Source organism: Streptomyces sp. TLI_185, from assembly GCF_003814765.1.
Lineage (GTDB): Bacteria > Actinomycetota > Actinomycetes > Streptomycetales > Streptomycetaceae > Streptomyces.
Map to the genome: position 1 here is coordinate 3,107,159 of NZ_RKRB01000001.1, position 22,156 is coordinate 3,129,314.

20 protein-coding genes and 2 pseudogenes are annotated in these 22,156 nt (G+C 70.6%); 12 read left to right on the plus strand and 10 right to left on the minus strand.

The window, feature by feature from the left end:
- Nucleotides 1–2,253 (minus strand): protein kinase domain-containing protein, encoded by a 2,253-nt coding sequence (locus EDD92_RS14120; RefSeq protein WP_123964633.1) that lies wholly within the window; start codon nt 2,251–2,253, stop codon nt 1–3.
- A 244-nt stretch (nt 2,254–2,497) separates the two neighbouring features.
- On the opposite strand from EDD92_RS14120, the pseudogene EDD92_RS14125 reads away from it, so the two are divergent.
- Nucleotides 2,498–2,926 (plus strand): annotated as a pseudogene (locus EDD92_RS14125) (Uma2 family endonuclease); the annotation flags it as partial.
- 50 nt (nt 2,927–2,976) lie between these two features.
- Here the strand turns inward: EDD92_RS14125 and EDD92_RS51075 are convergent.
- The 5 genes and pseudogenes from EDD92_RS51075 to EDD92_RS14145 form a co-directional block, all read right to left on the minus strand.
- Nucleotides 2,977–3,156, minus strand: a pseudogene (locus tag EDD92_RS51075) (hypothetical protein); the annotation flags it as partial.
- Between the two features lie 353 nt (nt 3,157–3,509).
- Nucleotides 3,510–4,190, minus strand: coding sequence for a response regulator transcription factor (locus EDD92_RS14130; protein ID WP_030932585.1), 681 nt, complete (start codon nt 4,188–4,190; stop codon nt 3,510–3,512).
- Nucleotides 4,187–5,410: a sensor histidine kinase gene (locus EDD92_RS14135; protein ID WP_123964635.1), complete on the minus strand. Its 1,224-nt coding sequence runs from the start codon at nt 5,408–5,410 to the stop codon at nt 4,187–4,189. Before EDD92_RS14135 ends, EDD92_RS14130 begins: the two co-directional genes overlap by 4 nt.
- A 177-nt stretch (nt 5,411–5,587) precedes the next feature.
- Nucleotides 5,588–5,866, minus strand: coding sequence for a PspA-associated protein PspAA (locus EDD92_RS14140; protein WP_123970387.1), 279 nt, complete (start codon nt 5,864–5,866; stop codon nt 5,588–5,590).
- Nucleotides 5,867–5,897: 31 nt separating this feature from the next.
- On the minus strand, nt 5,898–6,662 hold the full coding sequence (locus EDD92_RS14145; protein ID WP_030932579.1) for a PspA/IM30 family protein: 765 nt from the start codon (nt 6,660–6,662) through the stop codon (nt 5,898–5,900).
- A gap of 218 nt (nt 6,663–6,880) precedes the next feature.
- Here EDD92_RS14145 and EDD92_RS14150 point away from each other — a divergent pair, with 218 nt between their 5' ends.
- The 3 genes from EDD92_RS14150 to EDD92_RS14160 all read left to right on the plus strand — a co-directional run bounded on the left by EDD92_RS14150 (nt 6,881) and on the right by EDD92_RS14160 (nt 9,596).
- A complete protein-coding gene (locus EDD92_RS14150) occupies nt 6,881–7,555 on the plus strand; it encodes a DUF3043 domain-containing protein (RefSeq protein ID WP_123964636.1) in 675 nt (224 codons plus the stop codon).
- Nucleotides 7,556–7,638: 83 nt separating this feature from the next.
- A complete protein-coding gene (locus EDD92_RS14155) occupies nt 7,639–8,340 on the plus strand; it encodes a bifunctional 2-polyprenyl-6-hydroxyphenol methylase/3-demethylubiquinol 3-O-methyltransferase UbiG (RefSeq protein ID WP_123964637.1) in 702 nt (233 codons plus the stop codon).
- Between the two features lie 176 nt (nt 8,341–8,516).
- Nucleotides 8,517–9,596: a S1C family serine protease gene (locus EDD92_RS14160; RefSeq protein ID WP_123964638.1), complete on the plus strand. Its 1,080-nt coding sequence runs from the start codon at nt 8,517–8,519 to the stop codon at nt 9,594–9,596.
- A 57-nt stretch (nt 9,597–9,653) separates the two neighbouring features.
- On the opposite strand, the gene EDD92_RS14165 is transcribed toward EDD92_RS14160, so the two are convergent.
- A complete protein-coding gene (locus tag EDD92_RS14165) occupies nt 9,654–9,866 on the minus strand; it encodes a hypothetical protein (protein ID WP_030932574.1) in 213 nt (70 codons plus the stop codon).
- Between the two features lie 113 nt (nt 9,867–9,979).
- Between EDD92_RS14165 and EDD92_RS14170 the strand changes: the two genes are divergently transcribed.
- Nucleotides 9,980–11,182 carry a bifunctional adenosylcobinamide kinase/adenosylcobinamide-phosphate guanylyltransferase gene (locus tag EDD92_RS14170; protein ID WP_123964639.1) on the plus strand — a complete coding sequence of 401 codons (1,203 nt, stop codon included), beginning with the start codon at nt 9,980–9,982 and terminating at the stop codon, nt 11,180–11,182.
- Here EDD92_RS14170 and EDD92_RS14175 read toward each other — a convergent pair.
- Nucleotides 11,171–11,701, minus strand: coding sequence for a methyltransferase domain-containing protein (locus tag EDD92_RS14175; protein WP_123964640.1), 531 nt, complete (start codon nt 11,699–11,701; stop codon nt 11,171–11,173). The genes EDD92_RS14170 and EDD92_RS14175 overlap by 12 nt on opposite strands.
- A gap of 137 nt (nt 11,702–11,838) precedes the next feature.
- Here EDD92_RS14175 and cobT point away from each other — a divergent pair, with 137 nt between their 5' ends.
- The 3 genes from cobT (at nt 11,839) to EDD92_RS49825 (ending at nt 15,495) form a co-directional block, all read left to right on the plus strand.
- On the plus strand, nt 11,839–12,963 hold the full coding sequence (cobT, locus tag EDD92_RS14180; RefSeq protein WP_123964641.1) for a nicotinate-nucleotide--dimethylbenzimidazole phosphoribosyltransferase: 1,125 nt from the start codon (nt 11,839–11,841) through the stop codon (nt 12,961–12,963).
- 83 nt (nt 12,964–13,046) lie between these two features.
- Nucleotides 13,047–14,783, plus strand: a complete 1,737-nt coding sequence (locus tag EDD92_RS14185) for a phosphatidylglycerol lysyltransferase domain-containing protein (protein ID WP_123964642.1) — start codon at nt 13,047–13,049, stop codon at nt 14,781–14,783.
- 10 nt (nt 14,784–14,793) lie between these two features.
- Nucleotides 14,794–15,495, plus strand: a complete 702-nt coding sequence (locus EDD92_RS49825; RefSeq protein WP_185124011.1) for a hypothetical protein — start codon at nt 14,794–14,796, stop codon at nt 15,493–15,495.
- Between the two features lie 84 nt (nt 15,496–15,579).
- On the opposite strand, the gene EDD92_RS14195 is transcribed toward EDD92_RS49825, so the two are convergent.
- Nucleotides 15,580–16,341, minus strand: coding sequence for a hypothetical protein (locus tag EDD92_RS14195; RefSeq protein WP_123964643.1), 762 nt, complete (start codon nt 16,339–16,341; stop codon nt 15,580–15,582).
- 60 nt (nt 16,342–16,401) lie between these two features.
- Between EDD92_RS14195 and EDD92_RS14200 the strand changes: the two genes are divergently transcribed.
- On the plus strand, nt 16,402–17,196 hold the full coding sequence (locus tag EDD92_RS14200; protein ID WP_123964644.1) for an adenosylcobinamide-GDP ribazoletransferase: 795 nt from the start codon (nt 16,402–16,404) through the stop codon (nt 17,194–17,196).
- A 46-nt stretch (nt 17,197–17,242) separates the two neighbouring features.
- Nucleotides 17,243–17,848: an RDD family protein gene (locus EDD92_RS14205; RefSeq protein WP_260326529.1), complete on the plus strand. Its 606-nt coding sequence runs from the start codon at nt 17,243–17,245 to the stop codon at nt 17,846–17,848.
- Here EDD92_RS14205 and EDD92_RS14210 read toward each other — a convergent pair.
- Entirely contained in the window at nt 17,808–18,596 is a 789-nt protein-coding gene (locus tag EDD92_RS14210; RefSeq protein WP_123964645.1) for an endo alpha-1,4 polygalactosaminidase, read from the minus strand. The genes EDD92_RS14205 and EDD92_RS14210 overlap by 41 nt on opposite strands.
- 246 nt (nt 18,597–18,842) lie before the next feature.
- Here EDD92_RS14210 and EDD92_RS14215 point away from each other — a divergent pair, with 246 nt between their 5' ends.
- Together EDD92_RS14215 and lpdA are read left to right on the plus strand one after the other, a co-directional pair.
- Entirely contained in the window at nt 18,843–20,375 is a 1,533-nt protein-coding gene (locus EDD92_RS14215; protein WP_123964646.1) for a leucyl aminopeptidase, read from the plus strand.
- A gap of 346 nt (nt 20,376–20,721) precedes the next feature.
- Nucleotides 20,722–22,110 carry a dihydrolipoyl dehydrogenase gene (lpdA, locus tag EDD92_RS14220; RefSeq protein WP_123964647.1) on the plus strand — a complete coding sequence of 463 codons (1,389 nt, stop codon included), beginning with the start codon at nt 20,722–20,724 and terminating at the stop codon, nt 22,108–22,110.
- The last annotated feature ends 46 nt before the right edge of the window (nt 22,111–22,156 follow it).

Consider the following 22,156-nt stretch of genomic DNA (forward strand, 5'->3'; position numbering starts at 1 on the left):
TCACCCCGAGACGGGTTTCCGCTCGGGGTGCGCGGGGTCCAGGCTGAAGACGGTGCCGTCCGGGGTGGTCGCGACCAGTGCGCCGCCGTACAGCAGCACCTTGGACTTGGTCACGTCGCCGCTCGCGAGCTGGTCGGCGCGGGCGCCCGTCTCCCACAGCAGCGTGCCCCTGCGGGTGTCGAGGGCGGCGACACGGCCGCTGGTGCTGGCCAGGTAGAGGGTGCGGGTGCGGGCGTCGTACGTGGGCTGTCCCGAACCCTCCACGTCGGTCCTGGTCTGCCACCGCTGTCTGCCGGTCAGCGGGGACACGGCGGTCACCTGGCCGTTGGCCTGGGTGATCCACAGAGTGTCGGCGGCCAGCCGCACCGAGCCGTCGTAGATCTTCGTCAGCTTCGTCGTGGTGGCGGCGCCGGTGTCCGGGTCGAGCAGCCAGATCTCGTCGAATTTCAGGTCCTCGGGGCGCGCCGGGGCGGTGTCGCCGCCGACCACGAAGGCCAGCCGGCCCCCGACGGTGCCGAGCAGGCTGCTCGCGTACGGGGTCTTCAGCCGCCGGAGCACCGATCCGTCGGCCTTGTTCAGCTCCAGGAGTACGGCGTCCTTGGTCGCGTCGTCCGGGAAGCACTGCGCATACAGGCGGGAGCCGGCCGTCGTGAACTGGCAGTAGTCGTCGGAGGGCAGCTGCAGGGTCCAGCGGTCGGTTCCGGTGCGCGGGGAGCGGGCCGTCACCAGCCGGCCGGTGAGGTCGGGGGTCAGCACGAGGTCGCCGGACACGATCTGGTCGACGGTGACGTTGTTGCGCCGGCGGGACCACAGCTGCTCGCCGCTCTCGGTGTCGAGGGCGACGATGCTCGCCTTCGTGCCCCCGTCGGCCCCGTAGACGTAGTGCTGGAGAAGCATCGCGTCGTCCCGCACCCCGAGGAGTTCGAAGTTGTCCCGCGCCCGGTCCGCGCCCTCGGCGGAGGTCGCGAGCGCGGAGCGCCAGACGGTGGCGCCGGTACGGCCGTCCAGACGGACCGGGAGGATGTTGTTGCCCGCGCAGTAGACCGCGTTCTCGTACGTCTGGCAGGTGGCGTCGCCCGCGTATCCGCTGTCCTTCGCGAGCGCGTTGACCTCGCCCCGCTGTGCCGTCTCGGACATCGTCGTCTGCCAGGGCTGCCACCCGGTGGGGACCGCCGCCCAGCGGGAGTCCGCGGACGAGGCGGAACCGGCCGCCGGGGCGCCGTCCGGGAAGCCCGGCCCAAACCGTATGTACCACCCCGTCCCCAGGACCAGCGCACCCACCGTGCAGGCCGCCACCAGCAAGGGGCGGACCCTGCGGCGTCGCGTGCGCCCGGACCGGGTGACCTTTCCGGGCCCCGCGCCGCCGGTCCCGGCGTACGTCTCCTCGAAGGTCCTCAGGTCGGCCAGGCGGAGGGTCGTGGTGTCCGGGTCCATGGGGTCCGGCTCGGGCAGGGCCTCGGCGAACTCCTTGGCCAGTACGTCCAGTTGGGGCCGGTCAGCGGGGTCCTTGACCAGGCAGCGCTCCAGGACCGCGCGCAACGGCCCCGGTACGCCGTCCAGTCCTGGCTGCTCGTGGACGACCCGGAAGGCGGTCAGGTACGGGCTGTCGGCGTCGAACGGGCTGCGTCCGGTGGCCGCGAAGACCAGGAGCGCGGCGAGCGAGAAGACGTCCGAGGCGGGTCCGACGGTGCGGGCGTCGGTGAACTGTTCCGGTGACATGAAAGGCGGGGTGCCGATCATCTGGCCGGTCTCGGTCAGGGTCTGGTGGTTCTCGGCGGCTCGGGAGATGCCGAAGTCGATGACGCGGGGGCCGTCCTCGGACATCAGGACATTGGCGGGCTTGAGGTCCCGGTGCACCACTCCGGCCCGGTGGATGTCCTGCAGCGCCTCCAACAACCCCAGGGCCAGCCGCCGCAGTTCGGTGCCTCTCAGGGCACCGTGGTCGCGAATCCGTTCGGCGAGGGAGCTGCCCGGGACGTACTGGGTCGCCATCCAGGGCCGTACCGCCTCCGGGTCGGCGTCCACGACCGGTGCGGTGAAGGCGCCGCTGACCTTGCGGACGGCCTCGATCTCCTGGCGGAAGCGGGCGCGGAAGACCCGGTCCTCGGCGTACTGGGCGTGCACCACCTTGACGGCGACGTCACGGCCCGAGCGTGATCTTCCCCAGTAGACGACCCCCATGCCGCCGGACCCGAGCCGGTCGACCAGTTTGTACCCGCCGACCGATTTCGGGTCGTCCTTGTGCAGCGGCACGCCCGAATCCCTTCCCTGAACGGCAGTTCGAGGCCACAGGATACGTAACGGAGATGGCGGGTGGCCTGGCGGATCCGGAGGTGGGGGTGAACGGACAGAGGTGGAGATGGACGGCGGTCGGGTCGCGTACGAGATCCGGCCGCCGTCTTGTGCCACGTTCGAAAGAACGGTTCCCGATCTCGTGCACAGGTGATCTTCCGATGTCCCATTCTGGCGAGCGACCGAACTCACGCAGGAGGAGGTCCTGCTGGAGGGCTTCCTCGCTCTGGACACACCGGAGGGTTTCCGGGCCGAGTTGATCGAGGGGGAGATCGTAGTGACGCCCCCGCCGGACGGGGACCACGAGGACTACATCGAACTGATCATGAACCAGGTGTACATGCGGTCCCGAACCGACATGCAGTTCTCAGGGAACAAGGGGCTGAAGCCGCAGAGTGGGAGCGGCTGCCCGAAGGATCACGTGATCCCGGACGGCACGTTCGCCCCCAGGAAACTTCGGCTGTACCGCGGCGCCGACCCTTGGATGCCGTGCGACGGTGTCGCCATGGTGCTGGAGGTGACGTCCACCAGGCCCAGGGCCGACCCAGAAGCCAAACGCCGCTGCTACGCCCGCGGCGGCATCCCCTTCTACCTGCTCGCGGACCGCGACGACGCCTCGATCACGCTGTTCAGCGCGGCCTGCACCGCCTAAGCCGGACGAGCCGACCGTCACCTGGTAGTCCTGCCCGGCTTCAACTCCTGCTTGACGGTGAGGACTTCCTGCTCGCCCTGGTCGAAGAAGTTCGTCTTCAACAGCGGCGCCATGCCGAAGGTGTCCACCGGGATCACCACCGCCAGCAGCACGCTCGTCAGGCGGCGGCGGGTCGCGAAGCGCAGGACGGGGACGTAGAAGCGCTGGAGGGCTCCACGACCTGCTTCTCGACGACGTCCGGGGACGCGCCCTGGTACGGCGCGAGGACGGACACCATCGGCAGTTCATGATGGGCAGGAGTTGCTGCTTGAAGAGGGGGCGTCGCGATCACACGACAGGCGATCGCGATCCCCGGTACCTACTCCGGCCCAAGCTCGCCATGCGAGGCGAGATCAGGGCTCTCTCTTCTTTGAACCCTCCCCAGCCGGGACCGGGGATTCCTGGCTCTCGCTGCTCAACCGGTCAGCGGCGGCCGAGTCTGACGCGATCAACACCAGCCGGGTTGGAACCAGCCCGGTTGAACACAGCGCAGCCGATCAAACACGGCAATACGGCCGGGTCGAGCTCACTCCACCCTTGGACGTACCAGCCCGGACTCGTACGCGATCACGACCAGCTGGGCCCGGTCGCGGGCGCCCAGCTTGGCCATGGCACGGTTGACGTGGGTCTTCACGGTGAGCGGGCTGACCTCGAGGCGTTCGGCTATCTCGTCGTTGGAGTGGCCGCCGGCGACCTGGACAAGGACCTCGCGCTCGCGGACGGTGAGCGCCTCCAGACGCTCGGTGCGGGCGGGGTCGCGGCCGTCGTCCGCGTCGCCCTGGGCGAGGAAGCGGGCGATCAGGCCCTTGGTGGCGACCGGGGAGAGCAGGGCCTCGCCGCCGGCCGCGATCCGGATCGCGTTCAGCAACTCCTCCGGCTCGCTGCCCTTGCCGAGGAAGCCGGAGGCGCCGGCTCGCAGGGACTGCACGACGTAGTCGTCGACCTCGAAGGTGGTGAGGATGACGATGCGGACGTGGGCGAGGGTGGGGTCGGTGCTGATCATGCGGGTGGCGGCGAGGCCGTCGGTGCCGGGCATCCGGATGTCCATCAGCACGACGTCGGCCCGCTCCTCCTTGGCCAGCCGTACCGCCTCCGCGCCGTCGGAGGCCTCGCCGACGACCTCCATGTCGGGCTCGGAGTCGACGAGTACGCGGAAGGCGCTGCGCAGCAGCGCCTGGTCGTCGGCGAGCAGGACGCGGATGGTCATGCGGTTCCCCCCGGGGTGGCCGTACGGGTCTTGACCGGCAGGATCGCATGGACGCGGAAGCCGCCGCCGTAGCGGGGGCCGGTGGTCAGCGTGCCGCGCAGGGCGGTGACGCGCTCGCGCATGCCGAGCAGACCGTGACCGCCGCCGCTCTCGGGGGCGTCGTCCTCGCCGGAGCCGTTGTCGAGGACGGTGATCTCCACGTTCGGGCCCACGCGTACGACACTGACCTCGGCCTTCGCCTGCGTACCGGCGTGCTTCTGGACATTGGTGAGGGCTTCCTGGATGACGCGGTACGCGGCCAGGCCGACGGCGGCGGGGAGAGTGGTGCCGTTGTCGGCGCGGGCGACCTCGACATGCAGGCCGGCGCTGCGGAAGGTTCCGACGAGTTCGTCGAGGCGGTCCAGGCCGGGGGCGGGTTCGGTGGGGGCCTCGGGGTCGCCGGACTGGCGCAACAGGCCGACGGTGGCGCGGAGTTCGTTCAGCGCGGAGCGGCTGGCCTCGCGGACGTGGGCGAGGGCTTCCTTGGCCTGGTCGGGGCGCTTGTCCATGACGTGCGCGGCGACGCCCGCCTGGACGTTGACCAGGGCGATGTGGTGGGCGACGACGTCGTGCAGATCGCGGGCGATCCTCAGGCGTTCCTCTGCGACCCGGCGGCGGGCCTCCTCCTCCCTGGTGCGTTCGGCTCGCTCGGCGCGGTCGCGAATGGCCTGGACGACTGCTTTACGGCTCCGTACGGCGTCGCCGGCGGTCGCGCCGATGCCGGTCCAGGCGAAGATCGCGAGGTTCTCCTGGGCGTACCAGGGCAACGGGCCGAAGAGCATGGAGGCGCCGGTGAGGACCGTCATCGTGAGCAGACCGAGGCGCAGGGTGGTGGCCCGGTCGGTTGCGGCGGCGACAGTGAAGAGGGCGATGACCGCGGACATCGCGACGGGGGCCCTGGGGTCGCCGACGACGCACTCCACGAGGGAGACAGTGCCGGTGAGGGCGAGGACCGTTCTGGGGGCGCGGCGGCGGAAGACCAGGGCGAGGGCGCCGAGGACCATGAGGACGAGGGCGAGGGCGTCGGGGGTGCGGACGCCCCAGGTGACGCCGTTCTTGCCGTGCGGATCGACGAAGGAACCGGCCACCATGCAGACGAGCACACCGGCCGCCAGGGTCGCGTCCAGCGCGAGGGGGTGCGCCGTCAGGCGACATCTCGTTCTCTCCAGGGTGCCGCTCACGTTTGAACAGTACGGCGTCCCTGCGGGGCTAGGAACGGGGGCCGGCTGAGGCTTCCTTTGTCCTGCACCCGGGGTTGACACGTGCCCGCACTGGGGGCTGCCGCCCCCAGACGCCCGCTTCGGCCCCGAAGGGGCCTCGTCCTCAAACGCCGGACGGGCTGAAATCCGCAACCGGCGTCATCCCGGAATCAAGCCGTCGTCCCTCAGCAGATCCCGGACCTCCTCCAAGGTCGCGTCCGGGGACGGCAGGATCAGTTCCGACGGTTCCAGGGAGTCGTCGGGCAGCGGTTCGCCCAGTTCGCGGACCTTGGCGAGGAGGGCCTCGAGGGTGCGGCGGAAGCCGGGGCCGTCGCCTTTCTCGATTTCCTGCAGGAGTACGTCGTCGAGCTTGTTGAGTTCGGTGAGGTGGCTGTCGGCCAGCCTCACCTGCCCCTCCCCCATGATCCTTACGATCATGTCGCCCATGTCGGCCTCCTAGGCGTGGGCCCTACTGCTTGTCGAAGCGCGGGGTGTCCTTCGGCTGCTGCTGGGACTGAGCCTGCCCTGTGCCGCCCTCGATCGCCTGCTGGGACGAGCCGCCGGCCAGCTCCGCCTTCATGCGCTGCAGTTCCAGCTCCACGTCCGAGCCACCGGAGATCCGGTCCAGCTCGGCCTGGATCTCGTCCTTGTGCATGCCGGACTGGTCGTCCAGGGCGCCCGAGGCGAGGAGCTCGTCGATGGCGCCGGCACGCGCCTGGAGCTGTGCGGTCTTGTCCTCGGCGCGCTGGATCGCCAGGCCCACGTCGCCCATTTCCTCCGAGATGCCGGAGAAGGACTCGGCGATGCGGGTCTGTGCCTGGGCGGCCGTGTATGTCGCCTTGATCGTCTCCTTCTTCGTACGGAAGGCGTCGACCTTGGCCTGGAGCCGCTGGGCCGCCAGGGTGAGCTTCTCCTCCTCGCCCTGGAGGGTGGCGTGCTGCGTCTCGAGGTCGGTGACCTGCTGCTGGAGCGCGGCACGGCGGGACAGCGCCTCGCGGGCCAGGTCCTCACGGCCCAGCGCGAGCGCCTTGCGGCCCTGGTCCTCCAACTTGGTGGACTGGCCCTGCAGCTGGTTCAGCTGGAGTTCCAGGCGCTTGCGGGACGTCGCGACGTCGGCGACGCCTCGGCGCACCTTCTGAAGCAGCTCAAGCTGCTTCTGGTACGAGTAATCGAGGGTTTCGCGCGGGTCCTCGGCCCGGTCAAGGGCCTTGTTCGCCTTCGCGCGGAAGATCATCCCCATACGCTTCATGACACCGCTCATGGGCTTCGCGCGCCCCCTTCTGACGGACTTCCAGCTCCAGCTCTGCGACAGAACCCACAGTACGGGCCCTGCATCCATTGACGCACTGTTCGGGGACGGATGCGCTCATCCCCAAGGACGACTGCAACTGTTCCCGCTCCGGCGTAGGGAGTAGGTGTCCCCCCAGGGAAACCGTCCCCTCTGTCCCTTACATGACGACTGGTGTTGCCGGATCGTTCCCCGCCGGGCTGGGGTCCAACCCCGGCCACCCCGTACCCTTGGGTTTTGTGTTCCGTAGCCGTGCCAAGGAAGAGAAGGCAGCCGTCGCCGACAAGGCGTCGCTGACCGACTCCAAGCAGCCCCGTGACCCGCAGGCCAAGAAGGGTCGGCCCACGCCCAAGCGCAGTGAGGCCCAGTCCCAGCGCCGCAGCGTCGCCAACACCTCGATGACGCGCAAGGACGCCTCCAAGCGTCAGCGCGAGGAGCGCCGTGCCGCGCTGGAGCGGCAGCGCCAGGCGCTGGCCGGCGGTGACGAGCGGTACCTCCCCGCCCGCGACAAGGGCCCGGTGCGCAAGTTCGCCCGCGACTGGATCGACTCGCGGTTCAACGTGGCGGAGTTCTTCCTGCCCATGGCCGTGGTCATCCTGGTGCTGAGCATGGTGCGGGTGGGTGCGCTGCAGAGCATCGCGCTGCTGCTGTGGCTCGTCGTGATCGTGCTGATCGTGCTGGACGCGATCGTCAGCGCATTCCGGCTGAAGAAGCAGCTCGCCGAGCGCTTCCCGGACCAGAACACGAAGGGCGCCACCCGGTACGCCCTGATGCGCTCCCTCCAGATGCGTCGGCTCCGGCTGCCGAAGCCGCAGGTCAAGCGCGGAGAGCGGCCCTGAGCACTACGTCGTTCTCCGGGGGCGCGGCGGATGCCTGGCTGGGCAGACTGGGTGGGCTGCGTGATGTCGTACGACAGGAGCTGGTGGCCCGGCAGCTCGACGAGCAGATAGCGGGGCGGTTCCCGGTAGGGCAGCGGCTTCGGGTGCTCGATGTGGGTATGGGCCAGGGCACGCAGGCGCTGCGGCTGGCGCGGGCCGGGCATCAGGTGACCGGGCTCGAGCAGGACGCCACGATGGTCGCGGCCGCGCGGGAGGCCCTTTCCGGTGAGCCCGAGGGCATCCGGGAGCGGGTGCGGATCATCGAGGGCGACGGCCGGGACACCGGGGTGCACTTCCTGCCGGGCAGCTTCGACGTGGTGCTGTGCCACGGGGTGCTGATGTACGTCGAGGAGCCGGATCCGCTGCTGGCCGGGCTGGCCCGGATGCTCGCCCACGGCGGGCTGTTGTCGCTGCTCGTGCGCAACGGCGACGCGCTGGCGATGCGGCCGGGGCTGTCCGGGGACTGGGCCGGTGCGCTGGGCGCCTTCGACACCTTGTCGTACACGAACCGTCTGGGCCTCGACGTGCGGGCCGACCGGCTGGAGGCGCTGACCGCGACGCTCGCTGGGATCGCAGCGCCGCTGCACGCCTGGTACGGGGTGCGGGTGTTCACGGACACCGCGGAGGACGGGGCGGAGATCCCGGGCGACGTGGAGACCCTGCTCGCGGTCGAGGAGCGGGCCGGGCGGACGGATCCGTACCGGGGGGTGGCGGCGTTGCTGCATCTTTGTGGGGTGCGGGGCTGAGCCCCCCGGGGCTGCACTGATTGTGCGGCTCCGCCGCGGGGCGGCGATGTGCCGTCGATCGTCTGCAGCGCCATCGTGGCTGGTCGCGCAGATCCCCGCGCCCCTTTAGGGCAGCTCCGATCCCGTTCGGGTGCATAGCGCAAGCTGGGCATTCGTCCCGAAGAGAGACTCGGGGCATGGACGTTGCCCGTATCCGTGCCTTCCGGCTGCTCGTTCCCGTCGCCGTGCTTTCCTGTGCACTCGCACTCGTCTCCGGCTGCTCCAGCTCTGATTCCTCCGGCGAGCAGGAAAAGACGACAGCGCAGGCCGCACAGGCCGTCGCGCCCATGGCGGGCAGTGATCTGCAGAGCGCCTACCAGACGGTGATCAAGAACGTGCTGCCGTCGGTCGTGCAGATCCAGGCCGGGAGTGATCTCGGGTCGGGGATCGTGTACGACTCCAAGGGGCGCATCGTCACCAACGCGCATGTCGTCGGAGACTCGAAGACCTTCAGGGTGACGACCGCCAACAGCGAGGACGCGCTGACCGCCAGGCTCGTCTACTCGTACCCGGACCAGGACCTCGCGGTCGTCAAGCTGGACAAGGTGCCGAGCGGGCTGAAGGGGGCCGCCTTCGCGGACTCCTCGAAGGTGGCGGTCGGGCAGATCGTGCTGGCGATGGGCTCGCCGCTCGGGCTGTCGTCCAGCGTGACGCAGGGGATCGTGTCGGCGACCGGGCGGACCGTGAGCGAGGGCCGTACCGCCGGGGGCACGGGCGCGACCATCGCCAACATGGTGCAGACGTCCGCGGCCATCAACCCGGGCAACAGCGGCGGCGCCCTCGTCAACCTCGACGGGCAGGTCATCGGGATTCCGACGCTGGCCGCCACCGACCCCGGCCTCGGCAACAGTGCGGCGCCCGGCATCGGGTTCGCGATCCCCTCGTCGATAGTGAAGACGATCGCCGACCAGATCATCAAGAGCGGCAAGGTCACCGACTCGGGGCGGGCCGCCCTCGGCATCACCGGCCGTACGGTCGTCGACAGCAGCTACCAGGCCGCCGGGGTCGCCGTGGTCGCCGTGAAGAGCGGCGGGGCGGCCGACAAGGCGGGCATCGAGGCCGGGGACGTCATCATGAGGCTGGGCGACACGGACATCACCACCATCACGTCCCTGTCGGAGGCGCTGGCGGCGCAGAAGCCGGGTGACAGGACGACGGTGACCTTCACCCGGAACGGGAGTCAGAAGAAGGTCGATGTGACGCTGGGCGAGCAGTGAGACGAGAAGGGGGAGGGAGCGGCCGGACTGCGGCCGCTCCCTCCCCCTCCGTACCTCCTACGCCTCTTCGGCGTGCAGGCTCATCGGCCCGTAGATCTCCGCCGAGTCCTCGAACAGCCGCACCTGGTCGGCGCCGCCGTCCTGCAGGGCCTTCCAGTGCTCCCCGATCCAGGACTCGGCGTCCCCCTGCGTGGTGAACTCCTCGGGCTGGACCGCGGGCTGGACCTCCGCCCCGTCGGCCTTCTCGAACCGCCACGTCCATGACGCCATCTACGCCTCCCGTGTCTGAGCACCTGCAGAGCAGAAGGCGGATCTTGGTCCGCCTTCTGCCAGAAGCCTAGTCGGATGGGCAGCACCTGCGCAGACACGCGAAAATCACTTCCGTGGAAGTGACTCTGCTCGGCACCGGTGCCCCCGCGGGCCTGCCCCGCCCCGACTGTCCCTGTGCCGCCTGTGCGACCGCGCTCGGCGCGGATGCCCGTGCGGCGACCGCGGTGCTCGTGGACGGGACCCTGCTACTCGATCTGACGCCGGGCGCGGCGTTCGCGGCGGCGCGGGCCGGGCATTCGCTCGGCGGTGTACGGCAGGTGCTGTTGTCGCATCCGCACGCCGGGCCCGTGGTCGAGGTTCCGGCGGGGCTGCCGCAGCCCGCGCGGGTGCCGGACGGGCGGGAGTTGGCGCTGCTGACGGGGCATCGGGTGCGGGCGGTGGCGATGGACGGGCCGGGCACGGGGTACGCGGTGACCGGGCCGAACGGGCAGCGGCTGCTGTATCTGCCGCCGGGGGGTGCGCCGGCCGGTCTTGAGCACAACGGGGCTGTGGTGTGTGACATGGTACTGGCCGATGTCGTGGGGCGGCCGGACGCGCTGGCCAAGCTGCGGGCGGTCGGCGCCGTCGGTCCGACCACGGATGTCGTCGCCGTCCATCTCGACCACGACGTGCCGCCGGGGCCCGAGTTGCGGCGGCGGCTCGCCGCCGCGGGGGCGCGGGCCGTGCCGGACGGGGCGACGCTGACGGTGGGGGTGTACGAGGACGTGCCCGATGTGCCGCGGCGGACGCTGGTGCTGGGCGGGGCGCGGTCCGGGAAGTCGGTGGAGGCCGAGCGGCGCCTGGAGGCCTTTCCGGAGGTGCTGTACGTGGCGACGGGCGGCTCGCGCAACGGGGACACGGAATGGGCGTCCCGGGTCGCCGTCCACCAGGAGCGCCGGCCGGGGTCCTGGCGGACCGCCGAGACCTGCGATCTGGTGCCGCTGCTGGCGGCCGACGGCCCGCCGCTGCTCATCGACTGTCTGTCGCTGTGGCTGACGGACGCGATGGACTCCGTCGGGGCGTGGGACGACGCGGAGTGGGCCGACGGCGGGGAGCGGGCCCTGCGCGAGCGGGTGCGGGAGCTGACGGACGCGGTGCGGGCGACCCGGCGGACCGTGGTCGCCGTATCCAATGAGGTCGGCTCGGGGATCGTGCCGGCCACCGCCTCGGGGCGCCGGTACCGCGACGAACTCGGGCGGCTGAACGCGGCGTTCGCCGGGGAGTGCGAGCAGGTGGTGCTGGTGGTGGCGGGGCAGGCGATGGTGCTACGGGGCTGAGGGTCTGCGGCGCGCGATGATCCGGTGTGTGTAGGGGAACTGGCCGAGGACGTGGCGGCTCGTCGCGACGATCGTGCAGCCGTGGAAGTCGAGTTGGGTGCGCAGGGCGGGCGACTGCGCCGGCGGAGTCTCCAGGAGGAGGAGGCCGCCGCGGCGGACGAGCGTGAGAGCCGCGCGGAGTTCGGCGCGCAGGTCCGGGACGGGTGAGCGGTGCTGGAGGAGCGTGACGACGTCGTAGCGGGAGCGCAGGATCGTGGTGATGTGAGGGTCCGTCACCTGCCCCACGAAGGCCTCCTCGACGCGCTCGGCGTGGCAGGCGTACGACACGCGCGGGGTGGGGTCGAGGCCGTCGAAGGAGGTGTAGGGGAAGAGTTCGCGTGCCGTCCCGGGGAAGTGGGCGTCGCCCGTGCCCACGTCCAGCCAGCTCTCCGGTTCGGGCAGGAGCCGCAGGATTGCGCGGGCCCTCGCGCGGTGGCGGCGCCGGTCACGGGCACTGACGTGGGTGCTCGGGCGGGTCATGGCGGCTCCCGGAGGCATAGGACAATCCGCTGCAAAACGGAACGTATGGGATCCATGTCCCAGGGGCAAAGACGTCACGCGAGCGTGGTGACCATGTGGCGCTGTCCCGTTCGACCGGTGCCGGTACTGTTCGGCGAATGAGCTCGCTTAATCTCGACGACTTCACCGATCTGATCGAGCGCCCCGACGGCGGGGTGCGGCGCGACGCCGAGGCGCGCAGGGAGCGTCAGGTCGTGCCGCCCGGGTCTCTGGGCCGCCTCGACGACCTGGGTGAGTGGCTGTCGGCGGCGCAGTCCGCCGTGCCGGTGCGGCCGATCGAACGGCCCCGGGTGGTTCTCTTCGCCGGTGACCACGGAGTCGCCGAACTGGGTGTCTCGGCCGGACCCGCGGGCGGCGCCCACGAGTTGGTGCGTGAGGTCCTGGAGGGCGGCCGTCCGGTGTCGGTGCTCGCCCGGCGGCTCGGCGTGCCGGTGCGGATCGTCGACATGGCGCTGGACTGCGACCCCGACACGCTGCCCGACGAGGTCGTACGGCACCGGGTGCGGCGCGGCAGCGGACGTATCGACCGCGAGGACGCGCTGACGGCCGAGGAGGCGGAGGCCGCCTTCCGTGCCGGCGTCGCGGTGGCCGACGAGGAGGCCGACTCCGGTACGGATCTGGTGGTGCTCGGCGATGTGAGCGTGGGCGGGACGACCGCGGCCGGGGTGCTGATCGCCGCACTGTGCGGGACCGACGCCTCCGTCGTCACCGGGCGGGGCGGGCTCGCCATCGACGACCTGGCATGGATGCGCAAGTGCGCGGCGATCCGGGACGCGCTGCGCCGGGCCCGGCCGGTGCTGGGCGACCAGCTGCAACTGCTGGCCACCGTGGGCGGGGCCGACCTCGCCGCGATCACGGGCTTCCTGCTGCAGAGCGCGGTGCGCAAGATGCCGGTGATCCTGGACGGGGTCGTGACGGCTGCCTGCGCCCTGGTGGCGCAGCGGATCGCGTTCCGGGCGCCGGACTGGTGGCTGGCCGCGCACGACAGCGGGGAGCCGGGACAGGCGAAGGCGCTGGACCGGATGGCACTGGAGCCGCTGCTCTCGCACGGGGTGACCGTGGGCGAGGGCGCGGGGGCGCTGCTGGCGCTGCCGCTGGTGCAGGCCGCGGCGGCGCTGGCCGCCGAGCTGCCGGAGAAGCCGCAGGTCTCCGGGGTACCTGAGAAGGATGAACCCAAGGATGAATCCGCGGCTGACGTCGACGCGAAGGAGGAGACCGAGTAGGCCGCAGGAGGGCCGAAAGTCGACAGAACCGCAGACAAAAGATGGATGGGTTCACCGAGGCATCGCCCATATGATCCACACTCATGAGAGATGCCCGAATTGCCTCGCGGCGAGCTGCCGCATTCGCCGTCTGGTATTTGCGGGTCGTCGCGTTCGTCAATTTCCTCAGTGCCGCCTGGGTCTCTCTGGGGCAGGACGTGCGGCGGCACAACCAGGAGAACTTCTTCACCCCGTATCTGTTGACCGCCGGCTTCGCCTCCGGAGTGTTCACGGCGTTCCTCGCCATCACCATGCGGCGCCGCAAGCGCGCCGCATGGATCCTCAACCTCGCCCTGGCCGGTTCGTTCCTCGCACTGTTCGCCTTCGCAATGGCTTTCCCGGAGATCCGGCAGTACGCCCAGAACTGGATCTCGCTGGGCCTCACCGCCCTCTTCGTGGTCGCCCTGCTGGCCGGGCGGCGGGAGTTCTATGCCAAGGGCGACCGCTCGAACCCGAAGCTCGCCGCCGCCGTCGCGGTGGGCGGCACGCTGGTCGCCTCGCTGCTCGCCGCGCTGCTGGTGACGGTCACCAACACGGCGCCGGACAGGGCGGTTTCGACGTTCCTGGAGCGCTGGCGCTACGGCACCTTCCGTCTGGTCTCCGTCGCCGTCGACGAGTCCCGCTTCCCCGGCATCGACGCGCCGAACTGGGTCAACGTCGCCATCAACGTGCTCAGCACGATCCTCGTCCTCGCCGTCTTCTACGCCGCCTTCCGCTCCCGGCGGGCCGTCGACCCGCTCACCGAGGACGACGAGAAGCGGCTGCGGGAGCTGCTGGAGCGGCAGGGCGAGCGGGACTCGCTCGGGTACTTCGCGCTGCGGCGGGAGAAGAGCGTGGTGTGGTCGCCCACCGGCAAGGCGGCCGTCGCGTACCGGGTCGTCGGGGGCGTCTCGCTGGCGTCCGGTGATCCGATCGGCGACCCCGAGGCCTGGCCGGGCGCCATCGAGCCCTGGCTCGCCGAGGCACGGGCCCACGGCTGGATCCCGGCCGTGATGGGGGCGAGCGAGGAGGCCGGCACCGTGTACGCGCGGCACGGCCTGGACGCCCTGGAGCTCGGCGACGAGGCCCTGGTGGAGGTCGCCGACTTCACCCTCGACGGACGGGCCATGCGCACCGTGCGGCAGGCCTACAACCGGGTGAAGCGGGCCGGGTACACGGTGCGCATCCGGCGGCACGAGGACATTCCGGCGGACGAGATGGCGTATCTGCTGAAGCGGGCGGACGACTGGCGCGACGGGGCCACCGAGCGCGGGTTCAGCATGGCGCTGGGGCGGCTCGGGGACCCCGAGGACGGGCAGTGCGTAATGCTCGAATGCACCGACGGCGAAGGTGAACTGAGGGCGCTTCTCTCCTTCGTGCCGTGGGGGCCGCGCGGCCTCTCCCTCGACCTGATGCGACGGGACCGCGCCTGTGACAACGGCCTGATGGAGTTCATGGTCATCGAGCTGCTGCGGCGCGCCCGAGAGATCGAGATCACGCAGGTCTCACTGAACTTCGCCATGTTCCGTTCGGTCTTCGAACGTGGTGCACGCCTCGGTGCCGGGCCGGTTCTGAGGCTGTGGCGCTCGCTGCTCAGCTTCTTCTCGCGCTGGTGGCAGATCGAGTCGCTGTACCGCGCCAACGCCAAGTACCGGCCCATCTGGGAGCCGCGGTTCCTGCTCTTCGAGAAGAGCGCGGACCTGCCGCGCATCGGCATCGCCTCGGCGCGCGCGGAAGGGTTCCTGGAGGCGCCGGGGCTGCCGAAGTGGCTGCACCGCAAGCACCTGGAGACGCACAGATGAGGACCGCCGGATGAACAGGCTCGCCCGCTGGGCCCGTGCCGAATGGGGGTTCCTGTACGTCACGGTGCGTGAGCCGCTGGTGAAGCGGCGCTGGCGGGCGATCCCGATGACTCTCGGGGCAGTGGTGCTGACGACGGTCATACAGATCGTGCAGAACCAGGCGTGGGGCTTTCAGTTCGTGCAGAACACCGGGGGCGTGCGCGCCGAGGACCCGCTGTGGCTGTCGCTGCTGCGCACTCCCCTGTCGCTGTTCGTCCCGGCCCTCGACCTCCCCGTGTGGGGTGCACTGGCGCAGATCCTGTTCGTCTTCGGCGTCGCGGAGATCTGCCTCGGCCGCTGGCGCACCCTCGTCATCGCCTACGCCGCCACGCTCGCCGGCACGCTGTATGCACGCCTGGGCATCTGGCTGGGCTTCGACAACGCCTTCGGGCTGCCCTCCTCGGACGCCGCGGTCGTGGACACCGGCCCGTCGGCGGCGGTGGTGGGCCTTGCCGTGTTCCTCGGCTGGCGCTACGGCGCGTATGTCACGGCGTGCGCGGTGACGGCGGCGATGGCGGTCGAGGTACTGCTGAAGGGGAATCTCGCCGGCAAGGAACACATGGCGGCGATCGCGGCGGTGGGGGTGCTGTGCTTCATCTCGGCGCTGCGGCATCGTCACCGGCCGCTGGCACGGATCGGGTCACGGTCGGGCTTTCCCCGGGCGAGATCCTGACTGCGGCGCCGTCGTGGCTGGTCGCGCCCGCGCGGCGGAGCCGCATGTCGACACAGCCCCGCGCCCCTTTGGGGCGCGGATGCCTCACCGGCCCAGGGAGCGATCCGGCACGGGGTCGGGCTTGCCGCCCAGGAGGTCCTGGAGTTTACGGCGGGGCCCGGCCCACCGGCGGTCGTGGCGATAGGCCCGCAGCGTGGACTTGGCCCGGGCGCGCGGGCGGCGGCGGTAGAAGCGTCTGGCCCAGGGCGAGCCGGGGCGGGCCAGGCGGACCAGGCCGATCAGTCCGATGAACGGGACGATCACGCTGAAGATCGCCATCCGCGCCTTGCCCTTGCTGAGGACGGCCAGCGAGAACAGGAAGTTGATCACGACGGTCGAGATCACGCTGCCCCGGTCGTGCAGCTCCTCCTGGCTCATGTCGTTGACGCCGAACGGCGAGAACCCCGAGAGGACCAGCCCCACCAGGGCCGCCGTGAGGACGACGACCTCGACGCTCTTGCGGCCCTCCTCGGTCCAGTACACGTCGTCGAGGTGGAGGATCAGCGCGAACTCGTCGAGGACGAGTCCCGCCCCCATGCCGAACAGGACGGCACAGAGGGCCGAGCCGAAGCCGTGCCGGCTGCTGGCCACCGCCCCGAAGCCGCCGACGATCGTCAGCACGATGCCGGGCACCACGTGATGGATGTGCAGCCCGCCCGCCTTGACGTTGCCGAAGGGTCCCTTGCCGGCCCGGATGAGGCGGGTGACGACCCGGGTGATCAGGAACGTCAGCACAAACGCGGTGAGGGCGAGCAGCAGCGGCAGCTTGCCGGGCTCGATGATGTTGCGCTGCAGCCAATGTCCCATATGCGCACTTTAGCGATGGCCCCTGTTCCCGCCCTCCCGACCGCCGAGTAACCTGCGCCGGTGCCCGAACCCTCCAAGACCCCGTGGCCGGACGGCCTCCGTTTCGCCTTCGGCACCCTCACCGTGCTCCCGGTGAAGGTGACCCGCTGGGACCGGGACGCCGCGCGCGGCGGCATGCTCTGCGCACCGGTCGCCGGGCTGGTGGTCGGCGGGTGCGCGGCCCTGGCCGGCGTGGTGCTGCTGGCGCTGGGCGCGGGGGCGCTGCTCGCCGCCGTCGCCTCCGCCGCCGTGCCCGCCGTGCTCACCCGCGGGCTGCATCTCGACGGACTCGCGGACACCGCGGACGGGCTCGGCAGCGGGAAACCCGCCGAGGACGCGCTGCGGATCATGAAGCAGTCGGACATCGGGCCGTTCGGGGTGATCACGCTCGTCCTCGTGCTGCTGGCGCAGGTGGCGGCGCTGGCTCAGGCGTACGGCGACTCGTGGGCCCGGGGTGCGCTTGCAGCCGTCGTCTCGGCGACGGCCGCCCGGCTGGCGCTCACCCTGGCCGCACGGACGGGGGTGCCGGCCGCCCGGCCCGAGGGGCTGGGGGCGGCGGTCGCGGGTGTGGTGCCGGTACGGGCGGCGGTGGTCGCGGCTGTCGCAGTCACCGGGGCTGCCGCCGCCGGGGGTGCGCTCGTCGGGACGTACGACCTGATCCGTGCGGCGGCCGCGGTCGTCGTCGCCCTCGCCGTGGCCGAAGTCCTGCTCCGCCACTGCACGCGCCGCTTCGGAGGGGTCACCGGCGATGTGTTCGGGGGGCTTGCCGAGACGGCTGCGACGGTTTCGCTCCTGGTGCTCTCGCTGGGGCAGTAGTCTCTTCCGCCGTACACGGACAAGTGATCGTGATCGGGGGATGTTCGTGCCGAAGCTTCGTCGTGCCGTGGCCTGGTTCATCGACTTCGCGCTGGTGCTCACACTGGCGTATCTGCTCGCCGTCCTGACCTTCCACCGGATATCCGCGCTGGTCACCGACGTGCCCGAGCTCGCGACCCATGGCGGCTTCGACCTGCTGACCTCGCAGGGCGACGTCGTCGGCGCCTCGGAGACCCTCGGACTGTCGCTGTGGCACAAGGCGGTGCTCGACGTGGAGGAGGCCTTCGGGATGCTGATCGTGGCGGCGTTCCTCTACCAGTGGGGCTGCCTCGCCTTCGCCGGACGGACCCTCGGCAAGGGGCTGGTCGGGCTGCGGGTCACCCCGAGTGCCCCCACCCGGGCCGCGGTGCGCGCCGCCGTCACCACGGCCGCCGACATCGCCGTCTACGCCGTCGCCTGCATCCTGCTGGTCGAGGGGCAGTTCGTGCTGTCGGTGCTGGTGTGGGCGCTGGCCGTCGTCGTCTTCCTGCTCAACGCGCTGCCGGTCTTCTCCCCCACCCGCCGCTCCCTCGCCGACCGGCTGGCGGGCACGGCGGTCACCGGGCTCGGGGTCAGCACGCCCGGCGCCACACCCCCAGTTCGTACTTTTTGAGCATCGAGCTGAGCTTCAGCCGGCGGGACTGTGCACAGAAGCGGCTGGTCGGCAGCTCGTACTCGACGTGGAAGACGGCCTTGCCCGCCTTGATGAAGGGCTTCATGGCGGCGCACTCGCCGTACTGGGCGCACTGTTCGTTGACCGCGAAGTCGAAGTCCCCCACCAGCTGCGGGATTTGATCGAGGTCGTTCTTCAGGCCGACCGCCATGCCGCGGTCGTGGGCCAGCTTCGCGATCAGGCGGTTGTAGCGGAGCTGGTCGGCGGCCTTGAGCGGGAAGCCGGTGGTGTTCTTGTAGCCGTCCATGTTGTCGGGCTCCACCGCGTCGAAGCCCTTCTTGCGGCACATGTCGAAGCGGGCCGCCATCAGCGGCTCCAGTACGTCGGTGCGACGTATGTCGAGCCAGCGCTCGCCCTTCCAGCCGTTGCCCTTGCCGAGCACCGACCTGGGGAACTTCTTCGCGTCGGGGCGCCAGTCCTCCCAGGCGCCCGTCGAGAGGTAGCAGATGACCTTGCGGCCCTTGCCGTGCAGCGCGGAGACCGTCGCCTCCGGCTGGTCGAAGCCGTCGATGTCGTAGACCGGCACGTCGACGGAGGTGTCGACGCGGCCGCTGAGCTGCCACTGCCAGGCCACGCCGGGGCGCGGCTGCCAACGCCCGCCGGACGTCCCGGAGTCGGGCGGGCCGGCGCAGCCTGCCGTCAGCACGAACAGGGCGAGCAGGGCAAGCAGGCGTATCGGACGTTTCAACGAACGGGCTCCAGAGTGCGGGAAAGTGTTCCTCACGGATGATCTCCGATGCCGGGCACTGTGCACACGCTCAGGGGAATGAGTGAACGCGCACACACGCGTAGGCTCATCCCGAGTGTTCGCCGTACCGGGGAAGGCCCCGCTGAGACCGCACCCTGAGGCCGGTTCTAGGGTCGGCTGTCGGGCCCGGTCGACCCACACAGATCGACCACAGAAACTTCACATTGGAAGCGAGAATTCACCACCGTGACTGCTCTCACTCTCAGCACCGCCGCGGCGCCCGGTCTTCGGGCCGACGCGATCGTGATCGGTGTGGCCAAGGGCGCGAAGGGCCCGGTCGTCGCACCGGGCGCCGAGGCCGTGGACAAGGCCTACGACGGCAGGCTGGCCGGCGTCCTGGAAACCCTCGGTGCCTCCGGCGCCGAGGGCGAGGTGACGAAGCTGCCGGCGCCGTCCGGTTTCAAGGCCCCGCTCGTGGTGGCGGTGGGCCTGGGCGCGGAGCCCGAGAAGGACTCCGGCTATGACGGCGAGGCGCTGCGCAAGGCCGCCGGTGCCGCGGCCCGCACCCTCACCGGCGCCAAGAAGGCCGCCTTCGCCCTGCCCGTCGAGGACGCCGCCGACGTCGGCGCGATCAGCGAGGGCGTGCTGCTCGGCGCGTACTCCTTCGACGCCTACAAGAACAACGCGGGCGGCAAGGACACCAAGGACAAGAACGGCAAGGCGCCGCTCGCCGAGGCCTCCCTGCTGGGCGCCAAGCCCCGCGACAAGGAGCACAAGGCGGCCGTCGAGCGCGCCACCGCCGTCGCCGAGGAGCTCAACCGCGCCCGCGACCTGATCAACACCCCGCCGAACGACCTCAACCCGGAGGCGTTCGCCGCCGTCGCGCAGACCGCGGCCAAGGAGCACGGCATCAAGGTGCAGGTGCTCGACGTGAAGGCCCTGGAGAAGGGCGGCTACGGCGGCATCCTCGGTGTCGGCGTCGGCTCGGCGGCGGGCCCGCGGCTGGTGAAGCTGTCGTACACCTCCGCGAAGGCGAAGAAGCACCTTGCGCTCGTCGGCAAGGGCATCACCTACGACTCGGGCGGCATCTCGCTGAAGCCGGCCGGCCACAACGAGACGATGAAGTGCGACATGAGCGGTGCGGCGGCCGTCTTCGCCGCCGTGGTCGCCGTCGCACGCCTGGGTCTCGAGGTCAATGTCACCGGCTGGCTGGCGCTGGCGGAGAACATGCCGTCGGGTTCCGCGACCCGTCCCGGCGACGTGCTGCGCATGTACAGCGGCAAGACGGTCGAGGTCCTCAACACCGACGCCGAGGGCCGGCTGGTCCTCGCGGACGCGCTGTGGGCCGCCTCCGAGGAGAAGCCGGACGCGATCGTGGACGTCGCGACCCTGACCGGCGCGATGGTGCTGGCGCTGGGCAGCCGGACCTTCGGGGTCATGGCGAACGACGACGCGTTCCGCTCCGCGGTGCACGAGGCGGCCGAGGAGGTCGGCGAGCCGGCCTGGCCGATGCCGCTGCCGGAGCACCTGCGCAAGGGCATGGACTCCCCCACCGCCGACATCGCGAACATGGGCGAGCGGATGGGCGGCGGCCTGGTCGCCGGTCTCTTCCTGCGCGAGTTCGTGGGCGAGGGGATCACCTGGGCGCACCTCGACATCGCCGGGCCGGCCTTCAACGAGGGCGGACCGTTCGGTTACACACCGAAGGGCGGTACGGGTACGGCGGTGCGGACGCTGGTGCGGCTGGCCGAGCTCACCGCGGCCGGCGACCTCGGGTGAGGTTGCTCCGCTGCATCATTCCGTGGGACAACCCCCGGACCCCCGGCAGAAAAGCAGGTCAGCAGGGGTGGCCGACGCGGAGATCGCCAGGCGAACCTGAGTGAACAAGAGGGGCTCCGCGCGCGGGTAGGGCGGAGCCCCCTTGTTCATGCGCCTCATCCCTGCGCTCAACTGAACGTGGGACGTCTCACACACCGGCCCGGCGTCTCGTTGCCCCCCGACAAGTGCGAAGATGGGGCACGGCAGGACAGGGCCCCCATCACAGGGCCGAAGAAAGAGCGGCCGGACACCAGCCGCCGACCGGTCACGGACGACCGGCGTGGCGCACATGCATGGAGGACGTGACGTGGCGAACGACGCCAGCACCGTTTTCGACCTAGTGATCCTCGGCGGTGGTAGCGGTGGTTACGCCGCGGCGCTGCGCGGGGCGCAGCTGGGCCTGGACGTCGCCCTGATCGAGAAGGACAAGGTCGGCGGTACCTGCCTGCACCGGGGGTGCATCCCCACCAAGGCCCTGCTGCACGCGGGCGAGATCGCCGACCAGGCCCGCGAGAGCGAGCAGTTCGGCGTCAAGGCCACCTTCGAGGGCATCGACGTAGCGGCTGTCCACAAGTACAAGGACGGCGTGATCTCCGGCCTGTACAAGGGTCTGCAGGGTCTCATCGCGTCCCGCAAGGTGACGTACATCGAGGGTGAGGGCCGGCTCTCCTCCCCCACCTCCGTCGACGTGAACGGCCGGCGCGTCCAGGGCCGCCACGTGCTTCTCGCGACCGGCTCCGTGCCGAAGTCGCTGCCGGGCCTGGAGATCGACGGCAACCGCATCATCTCCTCGGACCACGCCCTCGTCCTGGACCGCGTGCCGAAGTCGGCGATCGTGCTCGGCGGCGGCGTCATCGGTGTCGAGTTCGCCTCCGCCTGGAAGTCCTTCGGCTCCGACATCACCGTCATCGAGGGCCTCAAGCACCTCGTCCCGGTCGAGGACGAGAACTCCTCCAAGCTTCTTGAGCGCGCGTTCCGCAAGCGCGGCATCAAGTTCAACCTGGGCACCTTCTTCTCGAAGGCCGAGTACACCGCCGACGGCGTCAAGGTCACCCTGGCCGACGGCAAGGAGTTCGAGGCCGAGATCCTGCTGGTCGCGGTGGGCCGCGGCCCGGTCTCCGCCGGTCTCGGTTACGAGGAGCAGGGCGTCGCGATGGACCGCGGCTACGTCCTGGTCGACGAGTACATGCGGACGAACGTCCCGACCATCTCCGCCGTCGGTGACCTGGTCCCGACGCTCCAGCTCGCGCACGTCGGCTTCGCCGAGGGCATCCTGGTGGCGGAGCGTCTGGCCGGTCTCAAGACCGTCCCGATCGACTACGACGGTGTGCCGCGGGTGACGTACTGCCACCCCGAGGTCGCCTCCGTGGGCATCACCGAGGCCAAGGCCAAGGAGATCTACGGTGCGGACAAGGTCGTCGCTCTGAAGTACAACCTCGCGGGCAACGGCAAGAGCAAGATCCTGAACACCTCGGGCGAGATCAAGCTCGTCCAGGTGAAGGACGGTGCCGTGGTCGGCGTCCACATGGTCGGCGACCGCATGGGCGAGCAGGTCGGCGAGGCCCAGCTGATCTACAACTGGGAAGCGCTGCCCGCCGAGGTCGCCCAGCTCATCCACGCCCACCCGACCCAGAACGAGGCGATGGGCGAGGCCCACCTGGCTCTGGCCGGCAAGCCCCTTCACTCGCACGACTGATCCCTCGGTCGACGAAGCGACGACACAGACTTCCGCACTTTCCGTA